This is a genomic window from Rickettsiales bacterium (assembly GCA_029252805.1).
GTDB lineage: Bacteria > Pseudomonadota > Alphaproteobacteria > Rickettsiales > JALZUV01 > JALZUV01.
The window spans coordinates 1-16830 of sequence record JAQXAR010000029.1 but is presented as its reverse complement, the minus strand read 5'-3'; the positions used below and the strand labels follow the sequence as shown (position 1 = coordinate 16830).

Here is a 16830-nt window from a genome sequence, read left to right as displayed (position 1 = left end):
AAATAATATAAATAATATATTTTAGTAAGATAGTAGTAGTAATAGATACCCATGAATTACGGGGATTCTTTATCATAAGCGAGTTATACGCATAGATTTCCACAAGCAAAAGCAAGACTCACTCTAGTATTTTCTAGGGTTATTCTCTCTACCCCTATTTATCCTTTTAGCATGTGTATAAATGTCTAAGAAAAGCCCTTCAGTTTGTGGGAAACTCATCAAATCTTTTTACCCACCTATCCATCCATAGATTTCCCGACCATTTATGCTATGACTTATCCACAATGAAAGAATTACATATCCATCTCGTTTCAGATTCCACCGCAGGAACGGTCAGTGCGATTGCACGTGCCGTTGTAGCAGAATTTGACGAAGTAAATGGTCAAGAACATATTTGGGCATTATTACGTAGCGAAAAGCAATTGGAAAAGTTCGAGCAAGCGCTTATGGCAAGCCCTGGCCCTGTCTTTTATACTATGGTTGATGGTGAATTAAGCGAGAAATTACAACGAGTTTGTGCTCGCCTCAATCTACCTTGTATTAATCCATTAGAGCGTGCGTCCAACATACTTTCTGCTTATCTTCAGCAAAAGACTTCAGCCCGTCCGGGGAGTCGTCATGAGATGAATGATAATTATTTTAGTCGAATTGAAGCGATTGATTATACGCTTAGTCATGATGATGGAAAACGCCATTGGGAGCTCGCGTCTTCGGATATTGTTTTAGTGGGTCCTTCGCGAACTAGTAAGTCTCCTACGTGCGTTTATCTTGCCTATGGCGGTTTGAAAGCGGCAAATGTGCCCTATGTCTACGGCGTTGATCTACCGGAAGAGCTTTTTTCGGTAGAAGATCCTTTAGTGGTTGGGTTGATCATTCACCCCCGTCGTTTAATTGAAATTCGTCGAAGCCGCCTTGAATCTATCGGTCATGAAACTCTTGATAATTATGCTGATGATGAACGGGTAGAAGAAGAAATTAAAGCCGCTCGCCAAATTTATCGTCAAAACGGTTGGCCTGTGATTGATGTTTCCCAGCGTTCGGTAGAAGAAACAGCCGCCGCGATTCTCAATATTTATCATCGTCGTCGAGAAGAGGCGGAAAAAGAAGAGGCTTCATGAAACGTGCGGCCGTACTTGGCCATCCAATTGGCCACTCACTTTCCCCAAAACTCCATGGTTATTGGTTAAATAAACTAGCGATTGACGGAAGTTATGAAGCGATCGATACCTCACCTGAATTTCTTGGTGAGCGGCTAACCCAACTGATGGATCAAGGCTATCAGGGGGTAAATTTAACGGTACCACTAAAAGAGCATGTGATTACGTTATTAGATGAAACTTCTTCGCAAGCTCAGCATATAGGCGCGGTCAATACGGTGATTTTCAAGCACGGAAAGCTGTATGGCGATAATACCGATGCTTACGGCTTTATTGAAAATTTACGAAGTGGGGTAAAAGATCTTTCACCTTATTTATCTCATGCAGTGGTGTTGGGCGCTGGGGGTGCTGCCCGCGCTATCATTGCTGGATTGCTAGCAGAAGGAGTGGTACAAATTACCCTTCTTAACCGCACGCGAGAAAAAGCGGAAATTCTGGCAAAGATGCATCCTTCTATCCATGTTAAAAATTGGGAGAACCGCTCTGAAGCTTTATCTCAAGCGAGTTTAGTGGTAAATACGACAAGCCTTGGCATGAAGAATCAACCGGCATTAGAACTTAGTTTAGAGTTTTTACCTAAGACTGCTTTGGTTACAGATATTGTCTATAATCCACTAGAAACGGCGCTATTGAAGCAAGCTAATGAACGAGGAAACTCTACAGTTGATGGGTTAGGGATGCTTATTTACCAAGCCGTTCCCGCTTTTGAAGCATTCTTTGGAATGAAGCCAACCATGGATGAAAAAATACGGATGGGCCTTTTATGACCCTTATTATCGGACTTACTGGATCTATTGCGATGGGAAAAACGACGGTCGCAACGCAGTTGGCTGAGTTGGGAGCACGGGTGAGTGATGCGGATGCAGTGGTGCATCAGTTATTGGCTGAGGATAAAGAACTGATCTTGCATATTGCGAAAATCTTCCCAAATACGGTGGAAGAGGGAAGGGTGAATCGTAAAAGTTTAGGCGTGGAGGTTTTTGCGGATGAAGCAAAACTTACAGCGCTAGAAAAGCTTCTCCATCCGAAAGTACGTACGGAAAATGTAGCATTGATCAAGCAAGCTAAAACTGAAGGCTGGCCACTATTAGTGCTTGAAATCCCGCTGTTATTTGAAACCGGTGCGCAGGTGATTTGCGACAAGGTCATTGTTGTGAGCTGTTCGCCCGAGATGCAACGCGCCCGAGCGATGGCGCGTGAATGGATGACAGAGGATAAGTTCCAGAAAATCCTAGCACGTCAAATGCCAGATGCCGAAAAACGTAAACGTGCAGATGAAGTGATTGATACCTCTAATGGGTTGGAATCGAGTAAAACTCAGCTAGAGGCTTTCATCTCTAAATTATAATATTCATCGAGAATATTAGCATAGCGAACTTGTGCCGTTTTGAGTTTTTCGATTGGCGCTTCGGTAATGTCGAGCGCTAGTAATTTATCGTTAATTTTGGCTGCATAGCGATAGTCTTTATAGGGAAATACGCTTCCATAGCCTATCTTCTTGATACGGCGGGCAATGGCACCAATATCAAAACTAACCGGATAAATGCCAAAATGCAGTATCTCCGATAAGGTATAGTTAAAAGTCTCAGGCCATGTGGCGGGCAGAAAGACGATATCAAACGCGCCGTCTTTGAGCATTTGCGGTAATTCGGCAGGTTTATAGGGGCCGGTCACAGTCATGTATTTGTTTAATTGCCAATCAATATCGCTAAAACCGATAAGGGTGAATTCAATATCGAGTCCGCGCTTTTTGGCATCCTCGGCGCATTCTTTAAGCACCATTGAACCTTTATGCGGCGCAATTCCGCCGAGTGTCAGTACGCGTAATTTCTTGCCTGGTTTGCGGGTGAGTGGCGTAATTTCGGCCTCATCCCAATGCGGGCGATTGAAAATCGTTGAATCAGGGAGATAGCGCTCCAGCCTGTCTTTCACATCTAAATCAGGCGTGTAAACATGGCGGGCTGCGCTTAAGAATTCGGCATAATCGGCGCGCCATTTTTCGACATCTACATTCTTCCCAACGGCGGAGCCATAAGTTTTTACACAGCCGCTGCAATGTTTCACATCTGGCTCGCCGCAATAACCCCGCACGGCATCGCTATAAAGCGTATAGCGTGGGCAGATGCTTAAGTAATCATGCGCGGTAAAATCGTAGGGCACTTCTAAACGCTCGGCGAAAGAACGTATCTGATCCATGAATCCTTCGGTAAAATCAACCAAATGATGAATGTGAATTAGGCGAGTATCAAAAAGCTCTAACTGCTGTAGGAGAAGTTCGAACTCAGTCTCGAGATGGTAAATGAGCCCCCCGCTCTCTATCTCGGTATCATCGTAAGGTAGCAACCGCACCCATTCGGAGCCTAAGCTTCGCAGCGCCCAGACTTGTGTATTTTCCGCCTCAAGCTTTTCGCCGAGCTGTTTGACATGATGTTCTGTGCCGCCGCCAAGACTATGGCTGACCATAAGAATGCCGGGTGCTCGACTCTCGAACAGAGTGTTCTTTAGGGCATCGGCACGTTTCTGCGGGAGATCCATTTTGCGAAGCTCTTTATCGGCAATCGTAATATTTTGCAGACTCCAAAGCTGATAGGCGGGCAAATGGCGAAAAAGAGACGGAAAAGAGAGGAAGCAGAATCGTTGAATTTTTCGCTTATGCAGGGCGCTAATCGGTGAGGCCCGCAAGACGTGGCGTGCGCACTCAACCAATTGTTGCTTCATTAGGCTGCTTTCTTTCCGTTGGCGAGGCCGAAAACAAGGCCGGATAATTTAAGCACTCCGCGTTTTTGCCAACTTTTTAGGCGTGCGGTACGAGTAACATAGCCTTCAAATTCAAATCGTGTATCTCGCAAAAATTGACGGAAGGGGCGCACCGCTTCGCCGATGGGTGGAGCGTAATCGAATAACCCTTCATTTTTCAACCAATCCGCGTAGCACATTTTATGTTTGCCCTGCGCGGCGGTGGAGAAAGGTTGCGGGAAGGAGTCTCGCAAATCTTGGCGAGTGCGGTAAAGTGCGCGGTGATGTGCTTGCACTGAGCGACCATCATCATAAGAACCATAGGCCCAAGCCACCGCTTCGAGCATTTCTTCGGAATATTTATCACAGGCAGCGACATACCAGTGGCTGAGCTCCAGTGCGGCGGGCATATCTTTGCCATATTTATCACGCATGAGGATGTGAGCGCCACTATCGAAACCGGTGAAATGATGGAAAAGGAAAGGCTCGCCATTAACGGTGATGCCATCTTTCAATGTGCCCTCTAGTTTGCGTTGGGCATAATTCCATGTTGCGACATTGCAGCCCGGATGTTTTAGCAGATGTACATTATCGAAAAAGACTGGAACCAGGTCATTCCATTTTTGATCGGTGAAATTACCGCCGGCAATATCGTCAAAGCAGCGGAAGTAGCAGCGTTCCGCCCACCAATCGGCATAGGCGCGGCCCGTTTCATCGTTTTTCACGGCCACAAAGCCGAAATTATAAAGGCCGTGTTTCAGTGAGTTGAGCTCATTATCTTTAATGGCTTCGGTCGTCGCTTCAGGCTCATTAATATGCGGTGTCAGTAAGACACTGCCTTTTTTGAATCCGTCAAAGATCGGTTCTAGCGTGGTGAAGATCGCAATATCGGGATCGAAATAGATGACCTCATCATAGCCTTGCTCTAGCAAATGGCGCAGCATGAAGGGCTTTACGGCAGTGCAGGCCTCAACAATGCGATGGCCGAAAATCCAGCGATCAAAATTTTCAATGTCCAAATCTTTGGCGGCAACGAGCGTGTCGAACGCCTCATTTTCGAGTGAGAGGTTTTGTGGTGGTGTATCTGCCAATAGCACAAATACATCAATTTCAGGATGGAACTGCTTGACGCTCTCTGCCAAAACTCGCGCTTTGGGAATGTAGTTTGTCGCACAACTTGTAAATATCGCTCTTTTTGTCATGGCGCGATTTTTAACCTTTATCATCCTGTTTTGCCAGCTTTTTCCCACCGCTAATGGCACCCTTTAATTTACGCATCGGTTCAGTTGCCTTCCAGCTGCTGGATTCATAAATAGCTTCAAGCTGATTTTTTAGCATGGTTTCGCGACGTGTTGCTTGCGCTTCGCAGCGTGTTGCTTCGGTTTCGACTTCTTTTAGGTGCTGCTGAAGTGTTTGAAATTGCTGCTCTAAATCGTGCGTACGGTGCTTGAACTCTGCCGCTTCTTTGAGTGCCTCAGCAAGGCTCTGCTCTAAATCTTGATTCTCGAAACGTGCCTCACGCAAGAGCGGCGAGATGGGGGCAGTCTGGTTTTTCCAGTTTTTAAGTAACCGCTTTAGTTTTGTTGGGCTGGGGTTTTGTAGGAGGTCCAAGCAAGTATCGTAAGGTGAGCCTAGGCCCGCGGGCACTTGCTTATGGTTGCGTAATTCAGGCGATAGAAAGCGGTTAATCTCCTCTGCGGCATGCGTGAGGGAGGTCGGCCAATCCAGATTTAGTTCGCTAGCAGCTCGCGTCATGGTCCCTTGCCAGTCCTCTAATAATTCATCGTAGGATAGAATCGTTTGTGGATGCCCTTGAGCAGCTAAAAGTGCTTCAAGTGTGTAACTTAGCCAGCAAAGCAGGGCGGAGGCCTGGTCCATACCATCACGTTTATGTAAGGAAGCAGCCACTTCTAGTGGATGACGATAGGCGATGATAAAGTGAGGCTCGATCTCGCGATCTTCCAATAAAGGTATCCAAAGCGGCATCAGGCGACATTGGCGCGGGTCTTTGATGGCCCAAAGCGGGCTTTCAGAAAAATCATTATCAAGGATTTCGGCAAGCGCGGTGCGAGCAGTATCAGCGGCCTCGGTTTCCAGCCATCCGTCTGGTAGCGGCAGTCCATCATACCAGTTTAGGCCAAGTTCAGTCAGTAACTGTTCGTGAATTTGTACGATCAGCTCATGTTCGAAGAAGCCTTTTTGGTTATCCTCTGCGGCGGCCATCAGGTCATTGCCAAGGTCAGCGCCTAACAAATTGACCACGCGAGCGAGCGCGGAAGTGCCACTGCGATGCATACCAAGAATAAAAATTGCATGATTCATGGGGCCATTAGTAATTACTAATTGGGAATAGGTCACTTAAAACTTCACTCCTTGCCCATTAACGCTTACTAATTAGCGCATGCGCGAAATAGCTTTAGATACGGAAACGACCGGCTTTCACCATAAAGGCGATGATCGGATGGTCGAAATTGGCTGTGTGGAGATGCATACGCGGATTCGTACCGGTAAATCGTACCACGTTTATTTAAACCCGCAGCGCGATATGCCGGCGCAGGCTCAGAAGATTCACGGCCTTTCTGCGGAGTTTCTATCGGATAAGCCGCTCTTTGCAGATGTTGCGGATGAGTTTTTGGAGTTTTTAGGCGACAGCCCGCTCGTGATTCATAATGCGGCCTTTGATATGGGCTTTATTAATGCGGAATTAAAACGGATTGCGCGGCCAGCTTTACCAATGGATCGCGCGATTGATACAGTGGTGATGGCGCGCGAACGTTTCCCGGGCTCTCCGGCTAATCTCGACGCACTTTGTCGTCGTTTTGAGATTGATTTGTCCGTGCGGACGCTGCACGGAGCCTTGCTTGATGCGGAGTTGCTGGCTGACGTTTATTTGGAATTGATGGGCGGCCGCCAAAGTGCGCTGCTGTTAGATGCAGATACTGGCGAGCAGAATGCAGAACGTATTGCAGTAGAGTTCGCCAAAAGGAAATTCCCCGTGGCAGAAGCAGAACTTCAAGCGCACGAGGAATTTTTGTCTCAAATAGATGAGCCTCTTTGGAAGAAGCTAGCCTAGCTTGCTTCTGCTTTGGCCTTGGCTTGATCTTCTTGAACGCGCTTAACGAAGAGTGCGTGGAAATCGATCGGTTCTAGCATGAGAGGTGGGAAGCCACCATCACGTGTGACATCAGCAAGCACGCGGCGTGCGAATGGGAAGAGAATGAACGGGCAATCAATGAAGAGCATTGGTTGAATACGATCTTCCGGTGCATTCTCCATTTGGAATACGCCGCCATAAGCAAGCTCAGTGACGAAGATCGTTTCCTCCTTGCTGGCGGCTCTGACGGAGATTTTCAACGTCATTTCATACAGATCGTCGCCTACCTTGGTGCCTTCTAAATCAACATTCACATCCATTAGGGGTGCTTCTTTGAGCTGATTAATCGTGAAAGGGCCTTTGGGCGCCTCAAAAGAGAGATCTTTAATATATTGGCCACGGATGGTTAGTTGTGGGTTAGGGGTTGCATCGGTCATAAGAAGTCCTATCTATCAGTTATTCATCTGGAGCTAAGCTAGTGCGCGGAGGCGTTGCTTTCAAGGTTTCGTTTCACTCGGACATTAAACTAAGGTAGACTGGCACTATGGATACGTTTCAATTTGCAGATATTATTATTCTGGCTTTAATCGCGGGCTTTATTGCTCTGCGCCTTCGTAACACGCTGGGTAAAGATGTGGGGCATCGCCCTGACACGACCAATTTGCGCCGTCAAATGGGCAAAGAATTGGAAGAACGTGTAATTTCTATGCCGGGCGCAAAAGTTGCGGTTGAATCGAAGGAAGAAGAAAAACTCGATAAAGCATTTGAGGCCCTTGAAGGCCCCGCAAAAGCGAAGGTCGAAAAAGTAAAACAAAAAGACGCGAGTCTGGATATCACAGAATTTCTAGAAGGTTCCAAAGGCGCCTTTGAATGGGTGATGAAAGCCTTTAACGATGGCGATAAGTCAACACTCAAGCAGCTTCTGTCAAAAGAAGTATACAAAGAATTTGAAGAGGCGATGATTGATCGCGAGAGTAGTGCCGCAAAAGCAGATGCGACTCTGGTTTCGATTGAAGAGGCTGAACTTGTGGATGCGGAAATTAAAGGCAGCAAGGTTCACATGACCATGAAATTTGTTTCCGATCAAATTCATGTTGTTCGTAATGAAGAGGGAGAGCTTATCTCCGGTGATGCCTCTGAGATTACCCGTGTTGAAGATGAGTGGGTATTTGAGCGAGGGCTCACGTCACGCGATCCGAATTGGACGATTATCGACACGTAAGTTTGCCGCATGCTGGTGAATTTCTAAAGACCTGCTATATTGCTCTGCATGAGCAGGATTATTGTATTTATTTTGATGGGTTTGGTGCTGTCGGGGTTTAAAGATTTCCCGAATTGGAGCCAAGTGGATGTTGAGCCCGCTTATGCGGCGCTGGCTAAAGCCTGTATTCATCATAAGCCGACCCGACAAGATAAAGCGTTTTGCATACAATTTTGGCAAAAGAAGCTTGTGTCCGCACAAGAGAAACGCGTGTTCTTTGAGAAACGCTATATTCCGAAACTACTGACAGAGAATGGTTTGCTCACCGCTTACTACCTGCCTTTATTAAAGGGCTCGTTAGAGAAAAGTGCAGAGTACTCGCATCCGGTTTGGGGTGTGCCAAAAGGAATGCAGAAGCCCTATTTCACCCGCCAGCAGATTGATCAAGGTGCGTTGGCAGGAAAAGAGACGCCAGTGCTTTGGGTGAAAGACCGGGTCGATCTGTTTTTCCTCCATATTCAAGGCTCAGGGCGTGTTGAACTGCCAGATGGTAAAGTCGTGGGGCTTGGTTTCGCAGATAAGAATGGCCAGAAATACCAGTCTATCGGCAAGAAAATGATCAACGAGCAGCTGCTAACGGGTGAGGCTATGTCGATGCAGGGTATCAAAAAGTGGCTCCGCGCGAATCCAAAACAAGCGGATCGAATTTTGTGGCATAATCCATCGTATGTTTTCTTTGCCCTGCAGGAGGCGCCAGCGGCGATTGGCGGACAAAATGTACCTCTGACCCCACGCGGCTCAATCGCGGTGGATCCCAAAGAGATACCGTATGGTACGCCGGTATTGATCGAAACGACCTTGCCGGATGAGAAAGATCCGAGTTATTTGCTAACAATTGCCCAAGATACGGGCAGTGCCATTAAAACCGAACGCCGTGCCGATTGGTTCCTTGGTGCAGGCGCTGGGATTGGTGAACTCGCCGGTAGATTAAAACAAAAAGCCCGCTTTACCATTCTGAAACGTAAAGGCACCGTGAATGAATAAGCGGACCCTCACCCCAGAAGAGAAACGTCTTTGGCACCATTTTACGCAAGATATTCAACCTGTGAGTACACGGGATGCAAATATTGCTATGAACGAGGGTGAGTCGATAACTCCACCGCTTATTATGAGACCGGATATGTCAATATTTCGCCCGGCTTTACCAACGGATTTACAGCCGGATGATATGGCGGGCATTCATAAGCGGATGGCACAGCGCTTGCGACGCGGGCAGGAAATACCCGAGGGCACGTTGGATTTACACGGCGATACGCAAATGCAAGCATCGCATCATTTCCAACAATTTATTCACGAATCTTCGCATGCTGGCTTACGTGTGGTGCGCGTCATTACGGGCTATGGTAAAATGACAGGCAAGGGCGTGCTAAAAGCGGCTTTACCGCGCTGGGTAAATTTTCCAGAGAATCGCCGACTCATCCTAAGTTACCATCAGGCCCGCCCGGAAGAAGGCGGCTCTGGCGCATGGGTTATCTTACTCAAACGCAAGGAGCGGCTATGAGCGCGCTGCCTAAGGCCCATATTCTTGTCGTCGATGATGATGATCGTTTGCGTAAGCTGCTGGAGCGTTATCTGAAAGAGCAGGGTTATGCGGTCAGTGCAGCGGCGGATACGAGTCAGGCGCGTGAATTATTAGCGCTGCTAAAGCCCGATTTAATGGTGCTAGATGTGATGATGCCGGGTCAAACGGGACTTGAGTTTGCCTATGAACTTGAAGCTAAGGGTACCGGGAGCACGCCGCCGATTCTAATGCTCACGGCGATGGACGCGGCAGATGATCGTATCGCCGGGTTGGAATCGGGTGTCGAAGATTATCTAACCAAGCCGTTTGAGCCGCGCGAGCTATTGTTGCGTTTAGGCAATATTCTAAAACGAACCCAGTCGAAAGAGGAGGCGCCGATGGGTCTTACTTTTGGTGATTTTCAATTTGACCGAATGGCGCAAAAGTTGCTGCATAAAACCCAAGGCGATATTTCTCTCACAACGGCAGAGCGGGAAATATTAACGGCTCTCGCGGAAAGCTCAAATCAACCTCTCTCGCGTGAAATTCTTGCTAAAAAGCTCGATGGAGGTGAAAACTTACGTCATGTGGATGTGCAAATGGGGCGCCTGCGTAAGAAGTTAGGCGATGCGAGCCATATTCAAACGGTGCGCGGCAAAGGCTATAAGCTAGTGGTGGGTGCGTAATGCATGGCATTGCCTTATTTTTTCGCCGTCTAGCGCCTAAGACGCTTTTTGCGCGGGCGTTGCTCATATTGGTTTTGCCGATCTTATTGGTGCAAATGATCGCGGTCTATATTTTCTATGATAAGCACTGGGCAAGCGTTACACGCCAACTTTCTTCCTCCCTTGCAGGCGAAGTGACTTGGTTGATTGAGCATTGGGAATATTCGAACAATGATGCAGAACGCCGCAAGTGGTTGGCGTTGCAAGCGGAGCGTAATTATGGGTTCCACGTTGCCATGTTACCGCCAATGCATAGCGCCACCAGCTCATTGGCTGAGAAAGTACATTTTCCTGTATTTGAAGCACAATTAGCCAGTCGGATTAACCGCCCCTTTGCCCTGCGCTATGTAGAAAAAACCGGGAAACTCAATATTTTAGTGCCGATCCATGGCGCAATGTTGCGGATTGAAGCGCCCAAGAAACGACTGGCAAGTTCGACCACTCTTATCTTTATCGGTTGGATGGTAGGCTCATCGATCCTTTTGGTTTTGGTGGCGATATTGTTCTTACGTAATCAAATTCGTCCGATTGTTCAGCTATCTTCCGCCGCAGAGAGCTTTGGGCGCGGGCAGGAAGTGGAGGGGTTCCGACCCTCTGGCGCGCAAGAAGTGCGTCAAGCCGCGCAGGCTTTTATCGAAATGCGTGGCCGTATTCGTCGCCAGGTGGAAAGTCGTACGGCAATGCTGGCCGGCATCAGCCATGATCTGCGCACACCGCTGACCCGCATGCGGCTAGAGTTGGAGATGCTGGGTGGCAAGCAAGGGCTGGAAGAATTGCGTGATGATGTTGACGAAATGCAAAAGATGGTCGAATCCTATCTTGCTTTTGCCAGTGGCGAGGGCAGTGAAGAGGCAAGTAAAATTTCGATCGGCCAATTGCTGAGCCGCGCGGTAGAGCCCTATCAACGCCGTAAATCGGATGTGAATCTGGGGGATGTCCCTGATCGCTCGATTGCGGTGAAAACTCAAGCCATGCTGCGCGTGATTCGTAATTTGATCGATAATGCTCTGCGCTATGGCGATCATTGTTGGATCAGTGTGAAGCTTCACCGAAAGAAATGCCTAATTATCATTGATGATGATGGGCCGGGTATTGCGCAGAAAGACCGTGAATCTGTCTTTCGCGCCTTTAAGCGGCTGGAAGAATCGCGAAATTCGGAAACCGGTGGCGCCGGGCTTGGCCTAACCATCGTGCGCGATATCGTCCATGCGCATGGCGGCGATGTAAGTCTAGAGAAGTCACCGCAGGGCGAAGGTTTGCGGGTGATAATCAGCTTGCCACTTTAGACGAATGTGCGCTTGTTAAGCGTGGGTGTATCCTATTATCCTGAATGGGTTAGATAAAGATTCTTAAAAGGGCAATCCTGCACTCCCACAAGCGCCGGGAGGCTTTACCCTATTTACAACATTCGAACGAGTATTCCCAGATTGCCTAACCATGGTCTTTTATTCCCCGATCCTCCCGACTTTAAGCGAGTGACCGCCAGTGAGAGCCTCTCACTGGTGGCCGGGGTGTTCAAAAACTACCAACAGATAGCCGCGACGCCTTTAGCCGAAGCTTATACATAACGCCACCACCCCGACCCTAGGAACGAGGAGATAGTGTAGCTAACGATTGCTGTCACACAATCGCTGTTGGAGAGGTTTTGAGGCCCAGAAGTATCTGAGTTAGATACTCTGGGGTGAATAAATACAATCTAGGCGGGTAAGTCAAGGGAGGAAATGGAAGGCGGGTTTCGGGCGCCAAGCGGTTAAAAAAAGGGGAGAAAGCAAATGCCCTCCCCCCCTCTTTTAACGATAGGTAAAAAATTACGCTGCTTTTTTAGCGAGATTCTTTGCGTCTTCAACGCTTTCATTGAAGTGCTTATTCATGGTCTCAAGCGCTTTAAGCTGCGACTTTGTCGCCAATTCCGTCAATTCTTTGACTTGCTTGGTGCAAGTGGCAACGGTCTTTTTCGCTAGCTCACCTTGTTTCGCCGCTTTTTCTTCAGGCGCTGTAGCGCTGAAAACGTCGCGTGAAGCGCTCATCGCTGCTTCTGTATTCGCTTGTGCAAATGCAGCACTCTTTTTTGTGAATTCTTGAGTCGCGTCGCCAAATGCTTGCGAGATTGCAGTGAAGTTTTCAACATTCTTCTTTTGCAAAGCAACCAAAGCGCTCGTGTCAATCTGTGGTGCTTTAAAAGACTGGAAGCCTTTCATGAATTGATCAAACATATTTATCTCCTAATGTGTGTTTATGCCCCATTTTATCCATGTTGCAGTGCACAAGTCAAGGGTTTTGTGCAACGCACCATTTTGCAAAAGAGATTGCCTCTGGCTGGGGATAAGTTACAACGGAAATTATGAGTGATATTGAAGAGAAAAAGCGGCGTGCGACCGATTGGTTTCGTGATTTGCGAGATCAGATTTGCAATGAATTTCAGTCTATTGAGGTTGAGTTAGGCAGTGAGTCTCGTTTTGAACGTAAGGTTTGGAACAAAGAGTCGGGTGAATTAACGCAAGGCGGCGGTGAAATATCACTCATGCGCGGTGAAGTGTTTGAGAAAGTCGGCGTTAATATTTCCATCGTGCATGGCGAGTTCTCAAAAGAATTCCGTAAAGAAATGCCCGGAGGGTCAGAAGATCCTCGCTTTTGGGCGGCGGGAATCTCGCTTGTCGCACATATGACTAACCCAAAAGTGCCAGCGGTTCATATGAATACGCGTATGATTATTACCGGCGAGAGCAACGTATGGTTTGGCGGGGGCGGCGATTTAACGCCCATGTTGCCCAATGCTGAAGATGAAACAGATTTTCATGCGGCATTCAAAGAATGTTGTGACCGCCATGGCGATAAATATGATGAATATAGAAAAGGGTGTGATGAGTATTTTTACCTCCCCCACCGTAAAGAAGCGCGCGGTATTGGAGGCATTTTTTATGATTATCTCAAAGATGATTGGGAAAAGGACTTTGCTTTCACAAAAGATGTAGGACGTAGTTTTAACCAAATCTACCCAACACTGGTACGTCGGCATATGCAGGATAAATTTACGCCACAAAATCGTGAAACTCAGCTGCATAAGCGCGGACGCTATGTGGAGTTTAATCTGTTGCATGATCGGGGAACGCGTTTTGGCATTATGACGGGTGGTAATACGGAGGCGATTTTGATGTCACTCCCACCAGAGGTGAAGTGGTAGGCTAAGCTTCGTTAAAGCTATCGCCTTCAAGCGTGAGTAATTTGCCATCTTCAATGCGGAAATACCAACCGTGAAGATTTAAAGTGCCCTGTTCAATGCGGGATTTAATCCAAGGAAAGCTTTCTAAGTTTCCAAGTGAGACCTTGATCGCGCCTTGCTCACACTCATGCTGAGCATCGCATTTGGCTGTCTTGGCAAGCTGCATCCACGGGGCGATAAAGCTGAAATCTTCTCCCGGCGGCGGCTCAATGCCTTCACGCAGTGCTTTAATACCACCGCAGCCGCTATGGCCCATTACGACAATATGTTTCACTTCCAAATGACAAACGCCAAACTCAAGCGCTGCGCTTACGCCGTGCAAACTGTCTTTATCGGGCTGATAAGGTGGCACTAAATTGGCTACATTGCGTATGATAAACACATCGCCTGGGTTCGCCTTAGTCAGCGTGACAGGGCTTATACGGGAATCTGAGCAACTGATAATAAGCGTCTTGGGTGATTGGCCTTTGCTTAACTCATCAAAAAGCTTTCCCCCGTTAGCGGTCTGCTCATCATAAAATTCTTGATAGCCTTCGAGCAGTTTTTTAACTTCAGCCATTAATAGCCTCCACCTGATGTTTCATATTCACTGATAGAAGTTTCATCCGCGACATGAGGGTTAACGAGAAAGTCATAAAATACACTTATCATGCATTCTGTATGGCGATTTTGGCGCATAGTGTAAATGGTTTTTGAGGTTTTTCATCATCACGAATTGTCCAAGATTGAAGCAGAGCCTGCAAAAGGGTATAATAAGGTCAAAGGCAAATAAATAGCCCACGCACTATTGTACTGCAAGGAGAGGCGAGCAAAGCAAACTCGTCATAAGCCGTAAAGGGTGCGCATCACGCTGTTTTTAATAAAAGAAGAAAGAATCTATGACGAAGAAAGAACCTGAATTGCCCCTTCCCTCTCCGCCAACCGAGGCAGAAGTACGCGCATGGTTATTAGAACATCCGGATTTTTTAGCAGAGAATTCCGATATTCTCACACATCTCACACCGCCGGAAGCACAGCAGGGAGAGAATGTTGAGGATTTCCAGGCGCATATGTTGCATCGTCTGCAATCGCGTCAACGCGAGTTGAAGGATGATCTCGAAGAGCTGATTGGTGTTACCCGCGATAATATCAGCACTCAAGCACAGGTAAACTTGGCCATTACGGCATTGGTGAAAGCCGAATCATTAGAGCAGTTGCTGCAAACGGTGACAGAAGAACTTCCCACAATTTTCAATGTAGATACGGTGAGGCTTGCGGTTGAAACGCCCTTGGCGGATCAATATGAAACACAATTTTCGGAGGCGAGCTATAGCGGCATTGGGGTCTTAATGCCCGGCGGAGTCGATGCGGCTATTGGGCAAGATCAAAATAGTTTTGCCATTCTGGATACGCGCGAAATTTTTCCCCAAGGCACCAAAGCGGTGTTTGAGGCGTGCGAAGGCCTGGTTCGGTCCTGTATTCTATTGCGCATGGATTTACCGCATAACCAGCGTCAAGGCGTGCTTGGTTTTGGGGTGCGTTATGCGGGGCGTTTCCATTCGGGCCAGTCGGATGAGCTGTTACAATTTCTTGCAAAGATCGTCTCATTGCGCTTGGAGCCTCTATTTCGTCGTGAGGGATTAGATGAGTTTTAGCGATGTCGCTTATTCAGAAATATCTTGATCATTTAACCACTCAGCGCGGTTATTCGCAGCATACGGTGATCGCTTATGAGAATGACCTTCTGCATTTTTCAGGCTTTTTGGGAGAGCCCCCGACCCGTGCAAGTTTAAAAGAAATTACCCTCTCTGACTTACGCAAATGGTTGGCCGAGCGGATGCAGGAACAGAAATCCCCGCGCAGCAATGCTCGCGCCATTAGCGCGTTGCGAGGGTTTTATAAATGGTCGAAGGTGGAAAATACCGCGATCGTGCGTTTGCGGAGTCCGAAAAAGCCGAAGCCTTTGCCAAAGCCGGTCAGCGCCATTCAGTCTTTAAAGGCATTGCAGGAAATTGGTGAGTTACAGGCTGAGCCATGGTTAAGCCTGCGTGACGAGGCTTTATTGGCCTTACTTTACGGATGTGGATTACGCATTAGCGAAGCACTGGGATTAAAAAGAGGCGAAGTGGCGCCGGATGCCGAATGGCTGCGTGTGGAAGGAAAGGGCAAGAAGGAACGGCTAGTGCCGTTATTGCCCGTGGTGCGCGAGGCGCTGGTGGCCTATGAGGTGCTAATTCCTTACGCCGCAGATAAAGACTCACCCTTGTTCTTAGGCAAACAAGGTAAACCGCTTAATGCGCCCGTTTTCAGACGACAATTGCAAAAGTTACGCGCGCAAATAGGCCTGCCCGAAAGTGCCACACCGCATGCATTCCGCCATAGTTTCGCGACCCATTTGCTGGCTGAGGGTGCCGATTTACGAAGCATTCAGGAGCTGCTGGGCCATGCAAGCCTAGCCGCCACCCAACATTACACCGCCGTCGACACCGCCCACCTCCTAGAAGGCTACCGCAACGCCTTCGCCAAAATCTAGACAAAGAAAAAGGCCGCCACCAGCATGTATAAAATATACATGCCGGCGCGACCTTTAACTTCTCCAGAATCATCCTTCAGGTCGGAAAATTCTTGTTACTGCATCTCCAACTCTCGCCACGTTTTACTACTATTGATTTGTAAGTACCAACGTGTGGTGTCGGTACCAATAATCAATAGAATAGGTTGTGTCAGATGCGTGTCAAACGCAATGGGATCATAGTCGCTGATCCCATCGGGTGCGTAAAAGCCAGTTTTACCTGACTGCGTAACTCCCAAAAGCGTCTCCTCAGCAATTGTGTTTCCGCTAAGGCTGACGCTCGTTTGTACTAAAGGTGCAGTATACGGATGATAGACATCTGCCGTAAAATCTGCTGTAAAGTTTAAGTCAGTCCAATGGACTCCGGCTACTTTTCCAGCCATCAGGATCCATTCCCGGTTGGCTGTGAAATTAAAGGAACATTGGTTGGTAATCTCAGTTGGCATCCAAGGAGAGAACGTTAAAGTATGGGGCTGACACCTAATAATATTCTTTGAGCAACTTTTTCAGGTCTGCCAGTAAGTCACTTGGTGTGCCCATATTAAACCTCCACTCACATTCTTTCAAGAACAGATTAAAATGCTC

Annotated in this window: 20 protein-coding genes; 12 read left to right on the top strand and 8 right to left on the bottom strand. The window is 47.7% G+C overall.

Annotated elements, in window-relative coordinates:
- Window positions 1-284 precede the first annotated feature (284 nt).
- The 3 genes from P8P30_06630 to coaE are packed head-to-tail and all read left to right on the top strand — an operon-like array spanning window position 285 to window position 2505.
- The gene (locus P8P30_06630) at window positions 285-1118 is read left to right on the top strand and encodes a kinase/pyrophosphorylase (GenBank protein MDG1287227.1); all 834 of its coding nucleotides are present in this window, start codon (window positions 285-287) and stop codon (window positions 1116-1118) included.
- Complete coding sequence (locus tag P8P30_06625) at window positions 1115-1924, top strand: shikimate dehydrogenase (protein ID MDG1287226.1); 810 nt, start codon at window positions 1115-1117, stop codon at window positions 1922-1924. Before P8P30_06630 ends, P8P30_06625 begins: the two co-directional genes overlap by 4 nt.
- A complete protein-coding gene (gene coaE / locus P8P30_06620; protein ID MDG1287225.1) occupies window positions 1921-2505 on the top strand; it encodes a dephospho-CoA kinase in 585 nt (194 codons plus the stop codon). The genes P8P30_06625 and coaE overlap by 4 nt, the downstream gene beginning before the upstream one ends.
- Here the strand turns inward: coaE and P8P30_06615 are convergent.
- Genes P8P30_06615 through P8P30_06605 form a run of 3 tightly spaced genes read right to left on the bottom strand, consistent with a single transcriptional unit; the run spans window position 2475 to window position 6215 of the window.
- Complete coding sequence (locus P8P30_06615; GenBank protein MDG1287224.1) at window positions 2475-3875, bottom strand: glycosyltransferase; 1401 nt, start codon at window positions 3873-3875, stop codon at window positions 2475-2477. The genes coaE and P8P30_06615 overlap by 31 nt on opposite strands.
- Window positions 3875-5095 (bottom strand): hypothetical protein, encoded by a 1221-nt coding sequence (locus P8P30_06610; protein ID MDG1287223.1) that lies wholly within the window; start codon window positions 5093-5095, stop codon window positions 3875-3877. Before P8P30_06610 ends, P8P30_06615 begins: the two co-directional genes overlap by 1 nt.
- A gap of 10 nt (window positions 5096-5105) precedes the next feature.
- Entirely contained in the window at window positions 5106-6215 is a 1110-nt protein-coding gene (locus P8P30_06605; protein MDG1287222.1) for a hypothetical protein, read from the bottom strand.
- Window positions 6216-6294: 79 nt separating this feature from the next.
- Between P8P30_06605 and dnaQ the strand changes: the two genes are divergently transcribed.
- Window positions 6295-6966 carry a DNA polymerase III subunit epsilon gene (gene dnaQ / locus P8P30_06600; protein ID MDG1287221.1) on the top strand — a complete coding sequence of 224 codons (672 nt, stop codon included), beginning with the start codon at window positions 6295-6297 and terminating at the stop codon, window positions 6964-6966.
- Here the strand turns inward: dnaQ and secB are convergent.
- Entirely contained in the window at window positions 6963-7424 is a 462-nt protein-coding gene (gene secB, locus P8P30_06595; protein ID MDG1287220.1) for a protein-export chaperone SecB, read from the bottom strand. The two genes, dnaQ and secB, sit on opposite strands and share 4 nt — an antisense overlap.
- 107 nt (window positions 7425-7531) lie before the next feature.
- Between secB and P8P30_06590 the strand changes: the two genes are divergently transcribed.
- The 5 genes from P8P30_06590 to P8P30_06570 all read left to right on the top strand — a co-directional run bounded on the left by P8P30_06590 (window position 7532) and on the right by P8P30_06570 (window position 11760).
- On the top strand, window positions 7532-8209 hold the full coding sequence (locus P8P30_06590; protein MDG1287219.1) for a Tim44/TimA family putative adaptor protein: 678 nt from the start codon (window positions 7532-7534) through the stop codon (window positions 8207-8209).
- A gap of 48 nt (window positions 8210-8257) precedes the next feature.
- A complete protein-coding gene (locus P8P30_06585; GenBank protein MDG1287218.1) occupies window positions 8258-9232 on the top strand; it encodes an MltA domain-containing protein in 975 nt (324 codons plus the stop codon).
- Between the two features lie 136 nt (window positions 9233-9368).
- The gene (locus tag P8P30_06580) at window positions 9369-9749 is read left to right on the top strand and encodes a Smr/MutS family protein (GenBank protein ID MDG1287217.1); all 381 of its coding nucleotides are present in this window, start codon (window positions 9369-9371) and stop codon (window positions 9747-9749) included.
- Complete coding sequence (locus tag P8P30_06575) at window positions 9746-10435, top strand: response regulator transcription factor (protein ID MDG1287216.1); 690 nt, start codon at window positions 9746-9748, stop codon at window positions 10433-10435. The genes P8P30_06580 and P8P30_06575 overlap by 4 nt, the downstream gene beginning before the upstream one ends.
- Window positions 10435-11760 carry an ATP-binding protein gene (locus P8P30_06570; GenBank protein MDG1287215.1) on the top strand — a complete coding sequence of 442 codons (1326 nt, stop codon included), beginning with the start codon at window positions 10435-10437 and terminating at the stop codon, window positions 11758-11760. Before P8P30_06575 ends, P8P30_06570 begins: the two co-directional genes overlap by 1 nt.
- Before the next feature lie 522 nt (window positions 11761-12282).
- Here the strand turns inward: P8P30_06570 and P8P30_06565 are convergent.
- Window positions 12283-12687 carry a phasin family protein gene (locus tag P8P30_06565; protein ID MDG1287214.1) on the bottom strand — a complete coding sequence of 135 codons (405 nt, stop codon included), beginning with the start codon at window positions 12685-12687 and terminating at the stop codon, window positions 12283-12285.
- 128 nt (window positions 12688-12815) lie between these two features.
- Here P8P30_06565 and hemF point away from each other — a divergent pair, with 128 nt between their 5' ends.
- Complete coding sequence (hemF, locus tag P8P30_06560; protein MDG1287213.1) at window positions 12816-13655, top strand: oxygen-dependent coproporphyrinogen oxidase; 840 nt, start codon at window positions 12816-12818, stop codon at window positions 13653-13655.
- Window position 13656: 1 nt separating this feature from the next.
- Here the strand turns inward: hemF and P8P30_06555 are convergent, their stop codons facing one another.
- The gene (locus tag P8P30_06555) at window positions 13657-14253 is read right to left on the bottom strand and encodes a carbonic anhydrase (protein ID MDG1287212.1); all 597 of its coding nucleotides are present in this window, start codon (window positions 14251-14253) and stop codon (window positions 13657-13659) included.
- A gap of 319 nt (window positions 14254-14572) precedes the next feature.
- Between P8P30_06555 and P8P30_06550 the strand changes: the two genes are divergently transcribed.
- Together P8P30_06550 and P8P30_06545 are read left to right on the top strand one after the other, a co-directional pair.
- Window positions 14573-15328: a DUF484 family protein gene (locus P8P30_06550; protein MDG1287211.1), complete on the top strand. Its 756-nt coding sequence runs from the start codon at window positions 14573-14575 to the stop codon at window positions 15326-15328.
- 2 nt (window positions 15329-15330) lie between these two features.
- On the top strand, window positions 15331-16206 hold the full coding sequence (locus P8P30_06545; GenBank protein MDG1287210.1) for a tyrosine recombinase XerC: 876 nt from the start codon (window positions 15331-15333) through the stop codon (window positions 16204-16206).
- 95 nt (window positions 16207-16301) lie between these two features.
- Here P8P30_06545 and P8P30_06540 read toward each other — a convergent pair whose 3' ends face one another.
- Window positions 16302-16628 (bottom strand): hypothetical protein, encoded by a 327-nt coding sequence (locus P8P30_06540; protein MDG1287209.1) that lies wholly within the window; start codon window positions 16626-16628, stop codon window positions 16302-16304.
- Between the two features lie 97 nt (window positions 16629-16725).
- Window positions 16726-16830 (bottom strand): IS1595 family transposase (locus P8P30_06535; GenBank protein ID MDG1287208.1); only part of this gene is annotated, 105 nt, incomplete at its 5' end.